The organism is Mobiluncus sp. (genome assembly GCF_034180645.1).
GTDB lineage: Bacteria > Actinomycetota > Actinomycetes > Actinomycetales > Actinomycetaceae > Mobiluncus.
Window position 1 is genome coordinate 13,504 of sequence record NZ_JAXFNY010000004.1, and the last position, 19,541, is coordinate 33,044.

At 57.7% G+C, this 19,541-nt stretch carries 14 protein-coding genes; 3 read left to right on the forward strand and 11 right to left on the reverse strand.

Annotation, left to right across the window (positions count from 1 at the left end; translation table 11 throughout):
* Nucleotides 1-2 precede the first annotated feature (2 nt).
* From SPI05_RS01110 to SPI05_RS01135, 6 genes are all read right to left on the reverse strand, one after another.
* Nucleotides 3-893: a protein phosphatase 2C domain-containing protein gene (locus SPI05_RS01110; protein WP_321075368.1), complete on the reverse strand. Its 891-nt coding sequence runs from the start codon at nt 891-893 to the stop codon at nt 3-5.
* A gap of 47 nt (nt 894-940) precedes the next feature.
* Nucleotides 941-2,008, reverse strand: coding sequence for an enolase C-terminal domain-like protein (locus SPI05_RS01115; protein ID WP_321075369.1), 1,068 nt, complete (start codon nt 2,006-2,008; stop codon nt 941-943).
* Complete coding sequence (locus SPI05_RS01120; protein WP_321075370.1) at nt 2,005-2,910, reverse strand: hypothetical protein; 906 nt, start codon at nt 2,908-2,910, stop codon at nt 2,005-2,007. The genes SPI05_RS01115 and SPI05_RS01120 overlap by 4 nt, the downstream gene beginning before the upstream one ends.
* 156 nt (nt 2,911-3,066) lie before the next feature.
* Nucleotides 3,067-3,630 carry a hypothetical protein gene (locus SPI05_RS01125; RefSeq protein ID WP_321075371.1) on the reverse strand — a complete coding sequence of 188 codons (564 nt, stop codon included), beginning with the start codon at nt 3,628-3,630 and terminating at the stop codon, nt 3,067-3,069.
* The gene (locus SPI05_RS01130) at nt 3,624-4,436 is read right to left on the reverse strand and encodes a hypothetical protein (protein ID WP_321075372.1); all 813 of its coding nucleotides are present in this window, start codon (nt 4,434-4,436) and stop codon (nt 3,624-3,626) included. Before SPI05_RS01130 ends, SPI05_RS01125 begins: the two co-directional genes overlap by 7 nt.
* 674 nt (nt 4,437-5,110) lie before the next feature.
* Complete coding sequence (locus SPI05_RS01135) at nt 5,111-6,157, reverse strand: 1,4-dihydroxy-2-naphthoyl-CoA synthase (RefSeq protein WP_321075374.1); 1,047 nt, start codon at nt 6,155-6,157, stop codon at nt 5,111-5,113.
* Between the two features lie 203 nt (nt 6,158-6,360).
* On the opposite strand from SPI05_RS01135, the gene SPI05_RS01140 reads away from it, so the two are divergent.
* Nucleotides 6,361-6,558: a hypothetical protein gene (locus tag SPI05_RS01140; RefSeq protein WP_321075375.1), complete on the forward strand. Its 198-nt coding sequence runs from the start codon at nt 6,361-6,363 to the stop codon at nt 6,556-6,558.
* Here the strand turns inward: SPI05_RS01140 and SPI05_RS01145 are convergent.
* A complete protein-coding gene (locus SPI05_RS01145) occupies nt 6,545-7,669 on the reverse strand; it encodes a DUF3048 domain-containing protein (protein WP_321075376.1) in 1,125 nt (374 codons plus the stop codon). The two genes, SPI05_RS01140 and SPI05_RS01145, sit on opposite strands and share 14 nt — an antisense overlap.
* A gap of 25 nt (nt 7,670-7,694) precedes the next feature.
* Here SPI05_RS01145 and SPI05_RS01150 point away from each other — a divergent pair, with 25 nt between their 5' ends.
* A complete protein-coding gene (locus SPI05_RS01150) occupies nt 7,695-9,287 on the forward strand; it encodes an AMP-binding protein (RefSeq protein WP_414601945.1) in 1,593 nt (530 codons plus the stop codon).
* 25 nt (nt 9,288-9,312) lie between these two features.
* Here the strand turns inward: SPI05_RS01150 and SPI05_RS01155 are convergent, their stop codons facing one another.
* Complete coding sequence (locus SPI05_RS01155; RefSeq protein ID WP_321075378.1) at nt 9,313-9,705, reverse strand: hypothetical protein; 393 nt, start codon at nt 9,703-9,705, stop codon at nt 9,313-9,315.
* 157 nt (nt 9,706-9,862) lie between these two features.
* Between SPI05_RS01155 and SPI05_RS01160 the strand changes: the two genes are divergently transcribed.
* Complete coding sequence (locus SPI05_RS01160) at nt 9,863-10,327, forward strand: PLDc N-terminal domain-containing protein (RefSeq protein ID WP_321075379.1); 465 nt, start codon at nt 9,863-9,865, stop codon at nt 10,325-10,327.
* A 178-nt stretch (nt 10,328-10,505) separates the two neighbouring features.
* Here the strand turns inward: SPI05_RS01160 and SPI05_RS01165 are convergent, their stop codons facing one another.
* The 3 genes from SPI05_RS01165 to SPI05_RS01175 form a co-directional block, all read right to left on the reverse strand.
* A complete protein-coding gene (locus SPI05_RS01165) occupies nt 10,506-11,921 on the reverse strand; it encodes an AI-2E family transporter (RefSeq protein ID WP_321075381.1) in 1,416 nt (471 codons plus the stop codon).
* Between the two features lie 133 nt (nt 11,922-12,054).
* Nucleotides 12,055-15,948 carry a DNA-directed RNA polymerase subunit beta' gene (locus SPI05_RS01170; protein WP_321075382.1) on the reverse strand — a complete coding sequence of 1,298 codons (3,894 nt, stop codon included), beginning with the start codon at nt 15,946-15,948 and terminating at the stop codon, nt 12,055-12,057.
* A gap of 30 nt (nt 15,949-15,978) precedes the next feature.
* The gene (locus SPI05_RS01175; RefSeq protein WP_321075433.1) at nt 15,979-19,488 is read right to left on the reverse strand and encodes a DNA-directed RNA polymerase subunit beta; all 3,510 of its coding nucleotides are present in this window, start codon (nt 19,486-19,488) and stop codon (nt 15,979-15,981) included.
* Nucleotides 19,489-19,541 lie beyond the last annotated feature (53 nt).

The following is a 19,541-nucleotide window of genomic DNA, read 5'->3' on the forward strand; positions in this document are numbered from 1 at the left end:
AGTCATCCCTCGCTATCCGGGGGAGGCGGTGGCGGCAGAAGGGAGCCCGGCGGCTCGGGCGGCGCGGATTGCGCCGATTCCGTGGGAGTGGATGCGGATTCCGGGGCGGTTACGTCGACCACAATCGCGGTGACATTATCGTGCCCTCCCGCCTGCAGGGCCAGGTTCACCAGGGAGTTTACTGCCGCTTCCGGGGTGGAGTGTTCACCCAGAGCCCGCCCGATAGCGCCGTCATCAATCATGGAATGCAAACCGTCGGAACACACCAGGAAACGCCGGGGCGTCGCCACCGGATAGGTCCAGGTATCAATCTGCGGCAACCCGGCTTGACCAGCACCGATAGCGCGGGTGATGACGGAACGGGTCGGCCAGACGCGGGCTTCTTCTACAGTCAACATCCCCGCCTCGACCATCTCGGCGACTTGCGAGTGATCCCGAGTCAGGCGGGTCAGCAGCCCCTCTCTCAACACGTAAGTTCGCGAATCGCCCACGTTGAGCACCAGGAACTGCGCCGTTTCTGACCCGTCAGCCGCGTACTCCCCTGGTGAATCCAGTACCACCAAACCCGTCAGCGTGGTTCCCGGCGGGGAAATCGTGTAATCAATGTTCGCTTCGACCAGCCCCATGACTTCTTCGCAGGCCGCCTCCAGGGATTCGCGCACCACCGGCAGGCTCACGTCCGTGCCGGTCAGAGGCTTAATATGGCCCAGCAGCGTGGCCGAGGCCTGTTTGCCTCCGGCGTGGCCGCCCATTCCGTCCGCAACTAAAAAGAACGGCGGAGTCGCCAGGAATGAATCCTGGTTTTCAGCCCGTTTCAAGCCGATATCGGTGGCGGCAGCCCAATGCAGCGTTTCCCCGTGAGCAAACGTCCAGGTGCCGGTTTCGATTTCCATCGGTTTCGTCCTTCGCTCCTTAATTGCAGTTCCGCTGCCGCTGCTAACTAAAGTCTAGCGAACACGGCGGCTACCTGTTCAACTCTTTCGCGCCACCGTTTGCTGACCGCCGGGCTGACGGGTGCCAGATTTCCTTTCAGTTCCAAGGTTTTTGCCGGATATAGGCAACCGTTTTCGAGGTGGGGATCCGCAGTGAGGATACTGTCGGTGAACAAGCGCAGTGTCCCAAGTCCGCAGGCGGCTGTCGTTTCCAGCTGGGTCGCGAGGGCCAGTCCGGCGCTCAAGCCCACCCCGGTATCTAAAGCTGAGGACACCACCAGGAGGGGCGCGCTTGTGCCACCTGGAGCAGCCGTCCGCAGCCCGTCCGCCACCAGGGCCGCGGTACGCGCCGGGCCGCCCAGGGGCATCGCTTTGATGACGGCAGCGGCCAGCCCACTGGCGATCACTTCGGTGAGCTGCCCGCCCAGGCGGATAGTTTCGTCAGCCGCCACCGGAATTCCCGTCGCACGCTGCAGCTCGACCAGTTCATCGAGGGTTTGACAGGGCTGTTCCGCATACTGCAAACCGGCCGGTCCGGCTGCCTCGCACAAGCGCGGCAGCGCGGTTTTTGCCTCAGCCAGACTCCACGCCGCGTTAGCGTCCACCCGAATCTGCCCCATCGTCCCGAGGGCCGAACGCACCGCGCGAATCCGGGCGATATCGTCCTCGAGGTCGCTGCGCGGGTCGGCGACCTTCACTTTTGCCGTGCCACACCCGGACTCGCAAACCAGCCGCGCCGCGGTGTCCGGGTCTACGACCGGCACCGTGACGTTGAGGGAAACGGGGGAAGGCGAGGCCGGTAACCCCTGTGCGGCCACCGCAAACGCCCCGGAAAACCAGGTGGCGGCGACTTGTGGAGGATAGTTATCAAACGGCGCCGCCTCAGCCAGGCCGGCACAGCCTTGTAAAATCAGCCCTTCCCGCACCGTAATATTGCGAAACTTGACGCGCATCGGCAGGGAGTACACCCACGCCCGTTTGATTCCTTGCGCGGTAAACAGCTGGGCGCCAGCCGGGCCGGGTTCAAAGGGGGACAGGCGGGCGGAACTGCCGGAATCTTCAACGCGGCTGGTCACGACGCCACCACGGGACCGGCTGTCCTTCCGGAGTCCGGCAGGGTCAGTGAGGCGGCGACTTTCGCCCCCACGTCTGCAAGCGGCCCGAAATCGGAGCCGGCGACCTGAAAAGCCAACACCCACAAAGTATCCCCGATAGCCGCCGCCCAACGCTGCTGCACTCCCCGACCGTCCGATAGGCACGAATCAGCCCAGATAGCGGGGTTTTCAGCCAGCTGGGAAGTCCCTACTTCCCGCGGCTGCCAACCGGCGGGTACCGCCAGGCGACGCAGCCAATTCACGCTGTGCTCCGGGCTGGTCAGGGGCGCGGACATCAACAGAATCCGCGAATGCGGGGTAAAGTCGTGGGGCGTATCCAACGCAAAACGGCTTTCCAGTTTCAGTCCGGAAACACGCGCGGGGGCGCTCGGCTCCAGGTTCAACACCCAAGTTTCGGGGTAAGCCAGCGAAACCCCGTCAATCATTTGGGTGTCGAAATAGTCAAACCCGCGCCGGTTCACCTCCCGTTCCCGACGCTTCTGAGCGGAGCGAGTGCGTTCCAGCGCCCCCAAAGCCCCGTAGAGACGTTCCTCTTTCATCCACCGCGGCTGCAGGAAGCTCGGCACCGGCGCGGGAACCAACGCCCAAAACGCTACCCCGAGGCCAATCAAAGCCAGCAAAGCCGCCAGCGGAATCCCCCACACTCGCCAAAAGGACAAGCCGGTGGCGTAAGTCACGCAAGCCTCGAAAAACGTCACGCCCAGGCACAGAATGGTCAGGCCGGGAATCATGATGGCCACCACCCGGTTACCCAGCTCAGTTTTCCCAAAACCATCGCGCAGGAATTTGGCGTAGGGCGTCACCCAGGTCACGATTATCAGCGCGATTCCCACCAGCGTGGCAACCAGGAACGTGAAATCCATCTTCGCCTCCGCACGTCTGCCTGTGATTAATCCTAATTAAGCTGTGTCTTCTGGCTCTGTGGACTACCTACATAGACTCACTAAAACCCTCGTTTAAACTTCACGTTACTACATCAATGTCGGTAAACCGAGCGGATTCGCAACAAATTGAAACAATTACGAAAGTTTGAAATGCCAAACGGCAGAGTACGTAAGAGATGGGTCACCTGCGCCGATTATAGCGATGGGAAATTCGTGTCCGTTCTCAATGATTTCATCAGGTATTGAAAAAGTGTATTCATTGTTAGAAACGATAGCTTCACACGATTTTTCGCCGGTTTGATAGGAACAGATATTCACAATTTCCCATGACTTTGGATGACCGTTCGAATCGACGCCTTCGGGGTAATAAGCAGTGTCGATTTGCTCTAAAGGTACCGCACTATGAATACGGATTTGAGACGTTTCCACATCAAACGATTCAGGGAGTTTTACCCATTTTATCGGTGAGGCAGGTGCTTCATCATCGGCTACTCCCCATGAAGAATGGGATTCATCAATGAAAATTTGTGGTGAACAAAAATCTTTAGAGCAAAACCGTAAGTAAGGGACTTGGCTTGACGTTTCGTCATTGCGGGATGAGACTTGACGCCCTCCGGTACATGAAGTAAGGCACATAAGACAAAATAATAAAACCAAAGCATTGGTCAAGTAAGACTTGGAAAGAATAAAACCTAACATTTTACAATCTCAATACATATAGGGGAATGAATTTTTGCCAGATGAAGCGACTGAAAAATGATTCTTACCAACCGTCCAATAACGAGAGGCTCCCAGATCCCGATAGTTAACTTGCAATGTTCCGACAAAACTCTAGGATTATCATTTTTTGGAATTACACGAAAGTCTGCCAAATCACTTTGGCTACTGTTGCGGCTATATATAATACACTTTTCATACCTATCAATGAGTAAGGATAAAATACTCCAAAAGTTCGACATTTTTTCGCCTTGTATATAATCAATGCGTAAACTAATGTCACAGGGAAACTCACAGCCTCTAGAAATTGCTTCGATGTACCCCTCACCTCTAGCGTCAGGGAAAATTGGCTGAGGAACCATATCGCCTATGAACTGTAAAATCTTAGAATAATGGATATTTTCATCGACCCCAGACTTACCGTATTCGATAACGGAGCCCCACTCCGGTAAGTTGAGACTTCCCATACGAATTGCGACAGCATCCACTTGGGTACTCTTAACTTGTGATAAGCAATGAGATAGCATCCAAAATAATAAAGAAAATGCAGGTTTTTGCCGATCTGCGAAACTCACATATACCGATGACACCAGTCCCGGAATGTCCTGCGGCCACTTCTCTTCCGGGTGATAATACCAGGGAGCACATCTGTTTTCGGTAAAATCAAAGCACTCTTCGCACATTCCCTCAAATAGCTCAATTATCTGTTCTTTCTCGGATTCTGATATCTCTAAACTATCTTTGGTTACAGTTTTAGAAACAAAATTAATTTCTACTGCATTGCCCATGGCCAACAACTAATATCTCTGTTATTGGACTTATGCTCACCGTAGCTTTTTTGTACCCCAGGCGCATACCCGGTGCCGAATGTATGCCATGAAGTTGTTTTGCCGGTTACACATGCAACTCTAGCATTCGGTCCCGGTGTCTGCCCTTTGAGGCACGGTTTACTTTCCCGAGCGTCTTCCATTCCCACCTTCACATATCGGTTACCATACCAGGCATATAGTTGAGCCGTAAGCCTCATGGTAGAAAACCTCGGATTTCCAACCGGTTTCCAGCACACATGCCCTGACACTTCAGCAACGCCATTGGACGGATGAGGCTGATGCGCCGTAACCAGGCCACCATTGGGCGAGAGTAGATTCCGTTTCTGGTTGTGCGTCGTTGCTTGTGTTTCTCTCACCTCACCCACAAATTGAGTCTGCTGATTACTCTCCAACGGATCATCGTATGGAATAGGCTCTATTGCGCCAGCAGCCGATGGAGCTGAAACCAGCAAAGATGCTGCTACGCAGCCAATCGCCACGGGTATGAAAACAGAACGAATGACATTCTCCCTTCCTAATTTCAAAAAAACAGTCCGTGTTCCCGATTTTATCACCCAGCACCGACAAATACTGCAAATTCGCCATTGCTGGGAATCAGTTTGCGCACTCTCACAGAGATAGAACTCATATCTCTAGTAATAATACGGAAACTCGTCCCAGTTCGGGGCCCGCTTCTCGAGGAAAGAGTCGCGGCCCTCGCGCGCCTCCGCGGTCCCATACGCCAGCCGGGTCGCTTCCCCGGCAAACATTTGCATTCCGACCAGGCCGTCGTCCACCGCGTTGAAAGCATATTTCAACATGCGAATCGCCTGCGGGGATTTCCCGGCGATGGTCAGCGCCCATTCCCAACCCACGCGTTCCAGGTCCGCGTGCGCCACCGCGCGGTTCACCACTCCCCAAGCCTCGGCTTGGGCGGCGGAATAGGTCTCGGCCAGGAAGAATATCTCGCGGGCGCGCTTATCCCCGGCTTGCCGCGCCAGCAGCCCCGAACCGTATCCGGCGTCAAACGAGCCAACATTCGCGTCGACCTGTTTGAACTGGGCGTGTTCCCGGCTGGCCAGCGCCAGGTCGCACACCATCACCAGCGAGTGTCCCCCACCGGCCGCCCACCCGTTGACCAGCGCAATGACCGGTTTCGGGGTGGCGCGAATGAGGCGCTGCACCTCCAGGATATGCAGCCGCCCATAGCGTCCGGCCGCGTCTCTCGGGTCAGGGAGGTCCGGAGTTTCTGGGGTTTCAGAGTGTTTCAGGTCAGCAGTCCGGTCGGCCGGGTTTCGGGTTTCACAAGGGCGTTCGGGCGGGTTTACTGCGCCCTCTAGCGGAAGTGGTGCGTCGTCGCGCGGAACGGTCACGTGATACTGGTAACCGTCAGCGCCGCGAACCCGCTGGTCTCCGCCGCTGCAAAACGCATAGCCGCCGTCGTGTGCCGGCCCGTTGCCGGTCAGCAAAATCGTGGCCACGCTGGCAGTCATGCGGGCGTGGTCCAGGCAACGATACAGCTGGTCCACAGTTTGGGGACGAAAAGCGTTGCGCACCTCGGGCCGATTGAACGCAATGCGCACCACCGGCGCCGGGCTACCGTCCGCGCCCACGCCCCGGTGATAGGTCACATCGCTCAGCCCCTCCAGACCGACTTCCCGCCACCGTTTTGCCTCAAAAACATCTGACACTTCGTCCATGACCCAAATCTTAGTCGCTGAGACTGGAGCAAAACCAGAAACAGGCGCACAGTCACCCTTCACCAATTGGTTGTGAGCCGCGACAATCAACCAAGCGATCAGAATTCCATATTTTCCTTAGTAGCTCAGCGCAAGGTGCTGTAAAATTGTTACGTCCAGTTCACACATGCGTATGCGTATTTTTCACAGAGGATTTGGTAAAAATGAATATTCCACTGTTTTTTCAAAACCCTGCGTTCGTATATTTCATGACTTTCTCACCCTATGTATTGGGATTGATAGCGGTCGTGATGCTGGTGGTGATAGTGATTGAACTGCACAAACTCATCAAACTGATACAAGCCCAGATGGACAATCAACAAACTGTTTCGCCTGCAGACCAAACAGTTACTGAAAACTGAAGTTAGTGTTGGGCAGCAACTCAATCCAGGTGGTGCCCCGGTTGAGCAGGACGGGCTGACCGGCCGAGTCCGTCAACAGTAGCGGCGAGCCTTCGGAATCTTTGGACCAAGTCACTTGGGCAACCGACCCCCCGCTCGCCACGTAGGCGGTTCCACTACCGGTCAGCACCGTTTCCGGGACAGCAGCCCCGGCCGCGTCTTTCGCGCCAGTGTCGACGATGCTGGTCAACACCACCACCACGTTATCGGTTTGCAGCGGGACTCCCGAGCGAGCGCTCGCCGCCACGCCCCCGTCGGACCGCTGCCAGCGAGAACCGGTCCAGGTGTAGCCCGCTACCAGGGACGGGAAGCGGGCCGCCAGGGTGTTCGCCGGAGTTCCTGACGAAATCGCGGTGGGAGGCTCCCCTAGGTCAGGGTTGACGAAATCGAAAATTGGGGGCGCATCGGGCTCAATAGTGTGGTCTTTGCCGACCTTTTCGTAAAGTTTAGGAATCGAGAGGTAGAGGTTGTGGGGCATGGCGCGGAACTTCACGCGATACAGCGCCCCCAGCGCCTGATCTTCGTTGAATCCAAGCAGCCCCGAGTCTTGCACCCGGGATTCATAAACCGGCACGCCACCGGAATAGACCAGCATTCCGCCGAACGGAGCCGCTATGCACGGATCCATCGGCCGCACGGAACGCACCGGGCCGATTTCCTCGGGAGTATGCGTATGAAACACAGCGTTATACCTGGTCATGCCACCTTCAACCTGTTCTTCAAACACGATGTCGGCGTCCTCCAGCCCGGATTGCGGACGAGCCGCCACGGTGTTCTCCACTTTCACCGCCACCGCGGGGTGCGGGGTCAGGTCTTCACGAGGTAGGCCAGTCAAGGGCCAAGAGGCGGGTTCCTCGGGCTGGGTGGTAGGGGGAGGGGCCTTTTCCGGCTCGGGTGTCGAATTTGCACAGGCTGAAAGCCCCAGCATTCCCAGCATTGTCCAGAAAGCCACGAAAACCGCTAGAATCTTATTGAAACCGGCTGTATGACGGGTTCCGGGCACGTTGCTACGTCCGGCGCAAACGACTTTGTTTGCCACATTTTCTGCGGTGTTGTCCCAGGTTACAGCCATAATTGAACTTTAGCGTTAAGGCAGGGTGAAGTTGGTGAGTGACACAGCGAAGCGGGGAGTTCCCGTCCGGTTCTGTTTCCTGACGGGTGGCACGAAGCCCCAGGACGTAGTCAGTCTGGCCGAATTTTTGGATACCGCGATTGAGCCTTTTCTGACTACCGAGGAAGAACTCGCCCGCAGCGGTCGGCAAATCGCGGACGACTACGACTGGGAGGCGGCGTTCGCGGAAGTCCGCGCCGAGGAGGACTCACAAACCCCGGAATCCCCAGAAGAATCGGACTTGCTTGCGGAATCGGAATCACCCGAACAGCCTGCTGAGACCACCCTCGACGCTACCGACACTGAAAAACCCGCAGACGACACTGCTGAGAGCACCCCCGCGGACGCACCCCCCAGCCAGCCGGTACGTGAAATCCTGGTTCCCATCGCCCCGGGAGTCGATCCGGAACAGGCCCGCCAAACCCTGCGGTCGCGCCTGAATGGGCCTCTACCAGCCAAAACCGACTTAATTATGCAGACCTCCGGCTCTCAGACCGGCAATGGGCATTTGGTGGCGATTTCCGCCAGCGCCCTGGTGTCCTCCGCCCGTTCGACCCTGGCTGCCCTGGGCGGGCCGGGCCGCTGGATTCTGGCACTGCCGACTCACCACGTGGCAGGGCTGCAGGTGTTGACCCGTTCGCTTATTTCTGGGACGAAACCCGTCATCGTGGATACCACTAACGGATTTAAGCCCGCCAGCCTGGTGCGCGCGGTGGAACGCGCCACCAAGGATTCAACCCTGCCGGTGTATCTGTCGTTAGTGCCGACCCAGGTGTCAAAGATTCTGGACGAGGGCGGGGACGCGGTCGAGGCCTTGGCGAAAGTGGACACCATATTGGTTGGGGGTGCCACATTTACCACGTTCCTGGCCGACCGGGCCAAAGCCGTGGGCTGGCACGTGGTGGAGACTTACGGGATGACGGAAACCTGCGGAGGCTGTGTCTATGACGGGATTCCCCTGCTGGGAACCCAAGTTTCTACCGTGGGCGATACCGTGTGGATTACCGGCACGTCTTTGATGGAGGGCTACGTTGAGAAACCGCCGTCTGGAGTCGATCCTGCGGAGGTTTCGCCGTGGATTCAGATGGGGCCGCGCCGCTGGTTTAAGACTTCCGACACCGGCCGGATGGAAGGTCCGCGCCTGATTATCCAGGGCCGTACCGATGATGTCATCAACACCGGCGGGGTGAAAGTTCATGCTTCCGCAGTTGAGCAGGCTTCTTTAAGTGTGCCGGGGGTTGGTGAAGTGTGTGTGGTCGGGCTGCCCGATGCACGCTGGGGTGAACTGGTGACCGCGGTGGTGGTGCCTGGAGACGACCTCGACGTGGATTTGCTGGCTCCGATGTTGGGCTCCCCGGCTTCCTTGGGGGTTCGGGGGAAAGATGGAAATACTGAGCCGGATTCTCTGGCGGCGCGGATTCGCACCGCCGTCACCGCGGAGCTCGGCGCTGCACACGCTCCCCGCGTGGTCGTGGTGGTGCAGCATCTGCCCACGTTAGGACCGGGCAAGGTGGCTCGTCACGAGGTCACCGAGCTGGCGAAACGGGAACTTCGCGCCGGTCGCGCTTGGGTGCGCTAACCGAGCCCCGCAGGTTCGGGCGGGCTTAGGACTGCGCCCGGGAGCGCTGCGAGGAGTTCCGGATTAGCCCCGCTATGAGGTTGGGGATAAACGCAAAACCGACATAGATGCCGGCGAATAGGACAAATTCGTCCCAGTGGATGCTGAGGTCGGCAGCCGCGTCCATCGCCAGAAAAAAGTGCGGAATAAACAGTACTACCGGAGCGATGAGCCACCACAGCGACCAGCCGTTGACAATCCCGTCCGCAACCCCGCACCCCAGTCCCAAAAGCGGTAACGCCAGGTAGAAAATCAGCAAAATCCACCCAAAACCACAATCGCCCACCAACTTAAAAATCGGTTGGGTCACATAGGGCAAAGCCAGGAACAGCACGGCATAAGCAGCCCAGAGAATCCAGCGTGATTTGGGGTTAGACATCTGCGACCCCTTCTTTGCGAATAAAACCATTTAAAAATCATAATACCGGTCGCCTCCCCCCGCATTATTTATACTATTTTCTCCGTTGGTATCTTCCAGGCATGTCCAGAAATCGACAAAACAAGAAAGACCACTGGTTATACGTTAAGATGAAGCCGTGGCCAGAGTTTTGTTGTTTATCTTGTGGTTGGCGCTGACCCTGTATGCGCTGATTGATTGCATTCGCACCCCGAAAGATAACATGCCCGGCAAGGTGCCAAAGATTTTGTGGATTCTACTGATTTTGCTGCTGAGCCCCATCGGAGCGATTGCGTGGGTAATCGTGTCCCGAGTCGCCGCAGCCGAAGCCAAAGGCGGGGTTATCGAACCGAATATCTGGTCTAGTGAGGAATCCGTACCCATCAGTCTCGGACGAAAACCTGCCCCGAAACAGCCCAGCGCTCCTGACGACGACCCGGAATTCCTCGAGGAAGTCAGTCGGAAACTGCGCGAGAAACAGCGTGAAGAATACGAACGCAAGAAGCGGGAGAAAGAGGACGAAAAACTCCAGCCCCGCCCGGACGAAAATTCCGACCCAGAGAAGCCCACAGACCCCCAAAATCCCCCGGACCCCGCGGACTGACCCGACACGAAATCCTAGCCACCCGAGCTTGTGCCCCCGCCAGAAAACCGCACGTACCCGGTTTTGCCCCGGTATCACCAGACTCACCTAGCTACCCCGAGACTCACAGCCGACAAATCGGCCTGGTGAACCGGGAAAACCCTGACCTATCGCCGGGCGAAATCAGCAGGCCGGATTGCTATTCCTCGGTTTTCTCAGAGGGGTCGGACTTCTTGGCTTTCTCTTTTTCAGCCTTTTGTGCAGCCTGCACCAGGGCTTCCTGGTTCAGTTTGTCCAAGGTCGCTTGCGCCCGGGCACGTTCTTTCTCAGCCGCGTCATGGATCTGTTCCTCGCGCAACCGCGTATCGAAACTCCGGGATTCCCCGGTGACATCGTCGAACCCGTCCCCGTCACGGTCACGTTTTTTCCGGTCTACCACCAGGGAGGTCGGCTCATCGGAGGGCCGGAAGAACACATCAATCCAGGCCGTGCGCGGGTCGGAGTCCACAAAGATAGCTTTAAAGAACAGCGTGAGCGGCACCGCCAGAATCGCGCCAAGCGGGCCCATCACCGTGGACCACACCATCAAAGACAGGAACGAAACGGTGGCGTTCAAGCCCACCGCGTTCCCGGCGATGCGAGGCTGCAAAATGTTCAGGAACAGCAGCGACGCGACCATGTAACCGATGAATACCCCGACAGCGGGCCACACCCCGCCCAGCGCCAAAGCCAGCAAAATCGGGGGAATCATGGACAGAATGAATCCCACCGCGGGAATGTAGTTCGCCACGAAAGCGAGGATGCCCCAGGTCCAGGGGGTCGGCACGCCAAACGCAAAGAGAATTCCTACATCCACCAGCGCCACGACAGCACCAAAAACGGTGGTCATCAGGAAGTAGGTCCGCACCCGCAGGGAGAAATTGCGCAGGGCGATGGCGAAACCTGGCACGTAGGAAGCCAGCTCGGCTGCGCGGCGGCGTACCACAACGATGTCCCCGACCACAAAAATCGACACCATGATGATAAAGAACAGGGTGGTTCCCGCGCCGCTAATCTGGTTAGCAAAACCGGACAGGTAGGAAAAAATCCGGTTAATATCCACGTTCTTCCAGGAATCCAACACGGCGGAAGTGTCGAAGCCGCGTTGATCCAACTGACTGATGGCTTGTTCATAGAGGGCCTGGAACTTTGAGCCGTAGCGAGGCAATTCGGTGACCATTGCGGTGATGGCAATCGCAATCAACCCCAGCATGACAAACAGGATGACAAACAACAGCACGATGTTGACCAAAGCGGCCAAACCCACCGGCCAGCGATGACGAATCAGCCACTCCGAAACCGGTCGCACCGCCAACGCCAGCGAAAATGCCAGGAAAGTTGGCATGAACACCCCAGCAATCTGGGCCAGAAGGAAAATTATCAGCGCGCTGGCCGCCAGGGCGAAAGCGAAGCGCATCCCGGTCGGCCAGGCAGCCAAACCGGAGGCTTTCTCTTCTAACTCCTTGACCTCTACCGTGTTCCCCACCTCAACGGCGCTGCTCGACTCGTCACCGGTGTTACCAGACCTTACCGCCTGAACCATATCTTTGGCCTTATCCAACAATCCCATAGCCATAACCCTATCAACCGGGTGTTGAAAAACTGAAGTTCCCGGCCCGCCAACCGCAGCTGGCGAACCGGGAACCCCGAAACTATTGAATTAAACCCGATTTAGCCCCGTAATCACAGGTCATCGAGCATTGTCGGCCCTACCCCCACGGGTGTTCCAGGTCGACATCGTCATCGAACAGCCCGAATCCGGTCGTGTCGCTGTAAGGCAGCTGCGACATCAGCATCTCGTGACCGCTCGCGGAAGGCTTGATTTCCACCCGGCGGTAACGGCTCAGACCGGTACCGGCCGGAATCAGCTTGCCCAGGATGACGTTTTCTTTCAGGCCCGACAGCGGGTCGTCGATGCCTTCCATCGCCGCGTTGGTCAGAACCTTCGTGGTCTCTTGGAAGGAAGCCGCGGACAGCCAGGAATCGGTAGCCAAGGACGCCTTGGTGATACCCATCAGCTCGGAACGTGCCGAGGCAGGCTGCTTGCCCTGCGCCACGACTCGCTTGTTTTCTTCACGGAACTTCGCCTGATCGATGAGCTGACCGGGCAGCAACATAGTGTCGCCCGACTCCAGCACGGTGACGCGGCGCAGCATCTGGCGCACGATAACCTCGATGTGCTTGGCGTGAATATCTACGCCCTGGCTGTGGTAAACCTGCTGCACTTCGTTGACCAGGGAACGCTGGGTTTCGGCTTGGCCTTTCACGCGCAGCAGTTTCTTCGGGTCAATAGGACCTTGGGTCAGGCGGTCGCCCACCTCCAGGTGATCTCCGTCCGCAACCAGCAGTGCCTGGCGGCGAGACACCTCGATGACCAGGTCCTCCTTGCCGTCATCACGAGTGATTATGACCTCGCGCGGGCCGGAGGGGTCGTCGTTTATCTTCACCCGACCAGCAGCCTCGGTGATGGTCGCTTCGCCCTTGGGGGTACGCGCCTCAAACAGCTCCTGTACACGCGGCAGACCCTGGGTAATATCGGCCGCCGAAGCCGCACCACCGGTGTGGAAGGTACGCATCGTCAGCTGAGTACCGGGCTCACCAATGGACTGCGCCGCGATAATACCGACAGCCTCACCAATATCTACGCGCTTGCCGGTAGCCAGGGACCGCCCGTAGCAGGCAGCACAGGTACCAATCGCCGCATCACAGGTCAGCACGGAACGCACCTTAATCTGGGTGATACCGGCTTTCAAGAGCTTCTTAATAGCCACGTCACCGACATCTTGCCCGGCTTCAAGCACGACGTTTCCGGCCTCATCCACCGCGTCAACAGCCAAGGTACGCGCAAAAGCGGTGGTCTCGACCAGTTCGTCAGGCTCGACTTGACCTTCTTCGTTGACCGAACCGATGGTAATGGTCAGGCCCTTGCGGGTGCCACAATCCTCCTCGCGGATAATGACATCCTGGGACACGTCCACCAGACGACGGGTCAGGTAGCCGGATTCCGCGGTACGCAAAGCGGTATCCGCCAGACCCTTGCGGGCGCCGTGGGTCGCGATGAAGTATTCCAGCACGGACAGACCCTCGCGGTAGTTCGACTTAATCGGGCGCTCAATCAAGCGCTGTTTCGGGTCGGACACCAGACCGCGCATACCGGCAATCTGTTGAATCTGGGACCAGTTACCGCGCGCCCCGGACTTCACCATGCGGTACACATTGTTGCGTTCGGGGAAGTTCTCGCGCATTTCCTCGGCCACTTCATTCGTGCACGCCCGCCACAGGTCAATCAGGGCGCTGTAGCGTTCGTCCTCGGTGATGGCACCCAGGTCATAGTCTGCTTGGACTTCAGAAGCGAGGTTCTCGTACTTTTCCAAAATGGCGGGCTTGGTCGAGGGCGGCACCACGTCCGTGAAGGAAATCGTAATCCCGGACCAGGTCGACCAGTGGAAACCGAAGGACTTGAGCGCATCCAGGGACACCTCAATATCGGCCTTTTGGTACAGTTCCGCCAGGTCATTGACGATTTTGCCGAGTTTCTTTTTCTCTACCACGTAGTTCACGAACGGGTAGTCACGCGGCAGCGAGTCATTAAAGATAACCCGGCCCAGGGAAGTTTCCAGCTCAAAGCGGTCTCCCGGCTGCCACCCCTCGGGCATTTTCATGTCCTCCGGCGGCAAGTCGCCTGGTTCCATCCGAATTACGCAGGTTTCCTGCAAAGCCAGGTCGTCGTTGTCATAAGCCAGGCGGGCTTCGGCGGGGCTGGAGTAGTGCTTCAACACCCGGTTGCCGTCAGGGTCAAACCGCGGGTTATGCACCATCTCCGGATCTTCATCCGAGGTCAGGTGGTAAATCCCGATAATCATGTCTTGGGAAGGCATGGTCACCGGGCGTCCGTCTGAAGGCTTCAGGATGTTGTTAGACGACAGCATCAGCACGCGGGCCTCAGCCTGGGCTTCAGCGGACAGCGGGACGTGGACAGCCATTTGGTCGCCGTCAAAGTCCGCGTTGAACGCGCCGCAGACCAGCGGGTGCAACTGAATCGCTTTGCCTTCCACCAGCAGCGGCTCGAAAGCCTGGATACCCAAACGGTGCAGGGTTGGCGCGCGGTTCAGCAAGACCGGATGGTTGGTGATAACCTCGTCCAAAACGTCCCAGACCTGGGGGTTTTGCCGCTCTACCATGCGCTTGGCAGCTTTGACGTTCTTGGCTTCCCCGTTTTCCACCAACACCTTCATCACGAAGGGCTTGAACAGCTCCAGAGCCATCGTTTTGGGCAAACCGCACTGGTGCAGCTTCAGCTGGGGGCCGACCACGATCACGGAACGACCCGAATAATCCACGCGCTTGCCCAGCAAGTTCTGGCGGAAACGCCCCTGCTTGCCCTTGAGCATGTCGGACAGGGACTTCAGGGGACGGTTGCCCGGACCCGTCACCGGCCGGCCCCGCCGACCGTTGTCGAACAGCGCATCCACAGCCTCTTGCAACATACGTTTTTCGTTGTTGACGATGATGTCCGGGGCTTTCAATTCCTGCAAACGATTCAAACGATTGTTGCGGTTAATGACGCGGCGGTACAGGTCATTCAGGTCAGAAGTCGCGAAACGTCCGCCATCCAGCTGCACCATCGGGCGCAGATCCGGGGGAATGACTGGAATAGAATCCAGAACCATCGCGGAAGCCGGTTTGCCGGTCTGGAGGAAAGCGTTAATGACCTTCAAACGCTTCAGAGCGCGGGTCTTTTGTTGACCAGACTTGCTCTCCACGACCTCTTTCAGCGCCTCGGCCTCAGCTACCAGGTCAAAAGACTCCAAGCGATCCTTCACTGCCTGGGCACCCATGCCGCCCTTGAAGTAGGTCCCGTACAGGGCATACATTTCGCGGAACACCAGCTCGTTGCCTTCCAGGTCGCCGACCTTCAGGTTCTTAAACCGGTCCCAAACTTCGTCATGCAGCTTCAGGTCAGACTCAGCCTGGTGGCGAATGGCACGCATTTCCTTTTCGCCGTTGCGCTTGACCTTGTCGATTTCGGATTTCTCGGCGCCTTCCTTTTCCAGCGCCGCCATATCCTGTTCCATCTTTTGGGCGCGCTTTTCGACGTCCAAATCGCGGTTCTTTTCGATTTGCCCCCGCGCCAAATCGGATTCCTTTTGCATATCGGACAGGTCCTTGTGGCGACGTTCCTCGTCGACCTCGGTAATCATGTAGGCCGCGAAATAAATAACCTTTTCCAGGTCCTTCGGAGCGATATTCAGCAGGTAACCGAGACGGGAAGGCACGCCCTTGAAGTACCAAATATGCGTCACCGGGGCAGCGAGTTTAATGTGACCCATCCGCTCGCGGCGCACCTTGGAACGGGTGACTTCCACCCCGCAGCGTTCGCAGACAATACCCTTGTAACGCACGCGCTTGTACTTGCCACAGGCACATTCCCAGTCGCGGGTCGGTCCGAAAATCCGTTCATCGAACAAGCCTTCTTTCTCAGGCTTCAACGTCCGGTAGTTGATGGTTTCCGGCTTCTTAACTTCGCCGTGGGACCAACCGTTAATGTCGTCCTCAGTCGCTAAACCGATGTGCAACTTGTCAAACTTGTTTGCATCCAACATGTGTTTTCTTTCCTCTTCTTCCGGTCCGTCTTAGGCGTTGATGAATTCGTCGGTCGTCAAAAGGCCGGGGGCGTTGGGCCGTTTGCCCAGGTCGAAGCCGAGGCTGTTGGGGCCGCGGCCGGCCTCGTCGTCATCGTCACGCAAGTCGATGGCGTTGCCGGCAGCGTCCAGCGCTTCTACGTTCAAGCACAGCGAACGCATTTCCTGCATCAACACGCGGAAAGATTCCGGAATGCCCGGCTGAGGCAGGTCCTCGCCGCGCACGATAGATTCGTAAACCCGCACACGTCCTTGCACGTCGTCGGATTTCACCGTCAACAGTTCCTGGAGGGCATAGGCGGCGCCGTAAGCCTCCATAGCCCACACCTCCATCTCACCGAAACGCTGGCCGCCGAACTGGGCCTTACCGCCCAGAGGCTGCTGGGTAATCATGGAGTACGGGCCGGTAGAACGGGCGTGAATCTTGTCATCGACCAAGTGGTGCAGTTTCAGCATGTACTTGTAGCCGATAGCAATCGGGTACGGGAAAGGTTCCCCGGAACGGCCGTCAAACAGCTTGGCTTTGCCCATTTCGTCGATAAGCGGGCGGTCGAAGTCGTCGCGAACCCGAGTGTTGCGCAGCAGGCCGGTAATCACGTCAGCCTCCGCACCGTCGAACACGGGGGTCGCCACGTGCTGTCCCGGTTCGCAAACCTCCAAAGGAACATCCTGAGCCCACTGTTCACCGGCCTTGCGGGCTTCACTGATATCCCAGCCCTCGTGAGCCAGCCAGCCCAAGTGGAATTCGAGTACCTGACCCAGGTTCATACGACCGGGCACACCCATCGGGTTCAGGATAATGTCCACCGGGGTGCCGTCCTCGAGGAACGGCATATCCTCAACCGGGAGAATCTTGGAAACACAGCCCTTGTTGCCGTGACGGCCAGCCATCTTATCTCCGACCGTCATCTTGCGGCGCTGGGCGATAAAGACGCGAACCATGTGTTTCACGCCAGGTCCGAGCGCGGCGTCTTCGCAGTCGCCGGCCACAAATTCCTTGACCCCGATAACGATGCCGGATTCCCCGTGGGGCACCCGCAACGAAGTGTCGCGGGCCTCTCGCGCCTTTTCACCTAAGATAGCCCGCAGCAGACGTTCCTCACTGGTCAGCTCGGTTTCGCCCTTCGGCGTCACCTTACCGACCAGGATGTCGCCCGCGCTAACTTCGGCGCCGACACGGATAATGCCACGTTCGTCCAGGTCCTTGCGGGCAGCTTCGGAAACGTTGGGAATGTCTCGCGTAATTTCTTCCTCGCCGAGTTTCGTGTCCCGAGCATCGATTTCGTGTTCCTCGATGTGAATCGAAGTCAGCAAATCTTCGGAAACGACCCGCTGGCTCAAAATAATGGCGTCCTCATAGTTCAGCCCTTCCCAGGACATGTAGGCCACCAGCAAGTTCTTGCCCAAAGCCATTTCCCCACCAGCGGTAGCAGGACCGTCAGCCAGAACGTCACCGGCTTCGACCCGGTCGCCCTCGTCAACAATAACCTGCTGGTTATAGCAGTTGCCTTGGTTGGAACGCTTGAACTTTTCTAGCGCGTAAACGCGGGTTTCATCGTCGTCTTCTTGGACACGCACCAAATCTGCGCTGACCTCTGTGACGACGCCGCCTTTCTTGGCTACGACCACGTCGCCGGCGTCAATTGCGGCGCGTTTCTCAATGCCGGTGCCCACCAGAGGAGCCTCGGTTTTCAGCAGCGGCACTGCCTGACGCTGCATGTTAGCCCCCATCAGGGCGCGGTTCGCATCGTCGTGTTCCAGGAACGGAATCATCGCCGTTGCGACCGACACCATCTGACGAGCCGAAACGTCCATCAAGTCGACTTCTTCGGGGCTGACCAGCACCGGGTCGCCGCCGGTAGAACGGCACAGTACCGCGGATTCTACGAAGTGCCCGTCTTTCGTGAGCTGCGCGGAAGCCTGGGCGATGTTCTTGCCTTCTTCATCGTCAGCGGTGATGTAGTGGATTTCGTTGGTAACGACGCCTTTCTTAACCACGCGATAGGGGGTTTCCACAAAACCGTAAGGGTTAATCCGCGCGAAAGTCGCCAGCGAGCCAATCAAACCAATGTTCGGGCCTTCGGGAGTTTCCACCGGGCACATGCGCCCGTAGTGCGAGGGGTGCACGTCACGGACTTCCATCCCCGCCCGGTCTCGGGACAGGCCGCCCGGACCCAAAGCGGACAGACGGCGCTTGTGCGTCAGACCCGCCAACGGGTTGTTTTGGTCCATGAACTGCGACAGCTGAGAGGTCCCAAAGAACTCTTTGATGGCCGCCACGACCGGGCGAATGTTAATGAGCGAGTTCGGGGTGATAGCTTCGACGTCCTGAGTGGACATGCGTTCCTTCACCGTGCGCTCCATACGGGACATACCCGTGCGCACCTGCATCTGAATGAGCTCACCGACCGGACGCACCCGGCGGTTGCCGAAGTGGTCGATGTCGTCGGTCTTGATGCGCAGTTCGGTTTCTTTGCCGGCCGCGTCTTTAACCTTGACCGTGTCGTCCCCGGCACGCAACGCCAACAGGTAGCGGAAGGCGGCGACAATGTCGGTCAAATCCAGGGTGCGCTCGCCCATCTCCCTCTCGACACCGAGCTTCTTGTTGATCTTGTAGCGTCCCACCTCGGCTAGGTCGTAACGTTTGGGGTTGGTGTAAAAGTTATGCAGCAGGTTACGTCCGGCCTCCACGCTGGGCGGCTCGCCGGGACGAATCTTGCGGTAGATGTCCTCCAGGGCCTGATCCTGGGTTTCAATCGCGCCGTCTTTTTCCAGGGTTTCCAGCATCAACGGGAAGTCTTGGAAAGCCTCGCGGATTTCGCCGACGCTCATACCCAGCGCCTTGAGGAAAATGGTGGCGGACTGCTTGCGCTTGCGGTCAATACGCACCCCGACCGTGTCTTTCTTATCAATCTCGAACTCGAGCCAAGCGCCGCGGGAGGGGATGACCTTGCCCAGGTAAATGTCCCGGTCCGAGGTCTTGTCCGCGGTCTTTTCAAAGTACACGCCGGGGGAACGCACCAGCTGGGACACGACCACCCGCTCGGTACCGTTGACGATGAAAGTCCCGCGTGGGGTCATCAACGGAAATTCGCCCAGGAACACGGTTTGGGTCTTAATTTCGCCGGTTTCGTAAGTAATAAATTCGGCCGTCACGTACATCGGCGCGTTGTAGGTCAGGTCCTTGTCCTTGCATTCGTCGATGGTGTAGTGCGGGCTTTCCAACGTGTAGTCCTTAAAGGACAAGCTCATGGTGCCGCCGTTGTCCTCAATCGGGCTCATTTCGTTCAGGATTTCCTGCAGGCCTGAAGTGCGGGGAACATGCTTATCACCGGTTTCATCGGCTTTCTTAACACGCTCCTGCCAGGCTTCATTCCCCAGGAACCAGTCAAAAGATTCGGTCTGGAGCGCCAACAGATTCGGCGGCGCCATCGGTTCATCGATTTGGGCAAAAGACACCCGGAAAGGGTGAGTGGAGGATTCTTTGGATTTCGTAGCCAAGATTTCCGTTTCCTTTATGTCGTATGGATGGTCGAGATTCCCTTTTGGTTTCA